Here is a 1,174-nt window from a genome sequence, read left to right on the forward strand (position 1 = left end):
TATTCTGTGTACCGGCATTTAAGGTTGCACTGATTGTTCCACCTACGATATTACCTGTTACAGTAATATTATCAAAACTACCACTGGCACTTGTGATACTGGTGCTGCTCACATTACCCGCTTCTACTGTACCGGTGATGCTGATATTCGTCAGACCTGTCAGGTTCGTGATATTCGCGGTTGTGATACTTGCATTTGTTGCAGTCAGACTGCTCACATTAGCCAGGTTCGTGATAGAGTTCTGGGCACTGGTTGAGAGGCTTCCGCTTAAAGTTCCTGCACTGATTGTTCCACTTGCTGTAATGTTTTGAACATTCGCAAGGTTCGTAATCGTGTTCTGTGTACCGGCATTTAAGGTTGCACTGATCGTACCACCTACGATATTACCTGTTACAGTAATATTATCAAAACTACCACTGGCACTTGTGATACTTGTGCTGCTCACATTACCTGCTTCTACCGTACCGGTGATGCTGATATTCGTCAGACCCGTCAGGTTCGTGATATCCGCTGTAGTGATACTTGCATTTGTTGCAGTGATAGAACTTACGTTCGCCAGGTTCGTGATAGAGTTCTGCGCTGATGTACTTAAACTTCCGCTTAAGGTTCCTGCACTGATCGTGCCACTTGCAGTAATGTTTTGAACATTAGCAAGATTCGTAATCGTATTCTGTGTACCGGCATTTAAGGTTGCACTGATTGTTCCACCTACGATATTACCTGTTACAGTAATATTATCAAAACTACCACTGGCACTTGTGATGCTGGTGCTGCTCACATTACCTGCTTCGACCGTACCGGTGATGCTGATATTCGTCAGACCCGTCAGGTTCGTGATATTCGCTGTAGTGATGCTTGCATTTGTTGCAGTCAGACTGCTCACGTTCGCCAGGTTCGTAATTGAGTTCTGCGCTGATGTACTTAATGAACCGCTTAAAGTTCCTGCACTGATCGTGCCACTCGCAGTGATGTTCTGAACATTCGCAAGGTTTGTAATCGTATTCTGTGTACCGGCGTTTAAGGTTGCACTGATCGTGCCTCCTACGATATTACCCGTTACAGTAATATTATCAAAACTACCACTGGCACTTGTGATGCTGGTGCTGCTCACATTACCCGCTTCTACTGTACCGGTGATGCTGATATTCGTCAGACCTGTCAGGTTCGTGATATT

Annotated in this window: 1 protein-coding gene; it reads right to left on the minus strand. The window is 45.1% G+C overall.

Going from position 1 to position 1,174, the window contains the following annotated elements:
• Nucleotides 1-1,174, minus strand: a 1,174-nt coding sequence (locus ACH3Z1_RS15705) for a beta strand repeat-containing protein (RefSeq protein WP_490822965.1), incomplete at both ends; no start/stop codon positions are given.

This window comes from Sediminibacterium sp. FW305-C-49, from assembly GCF_058231085.1.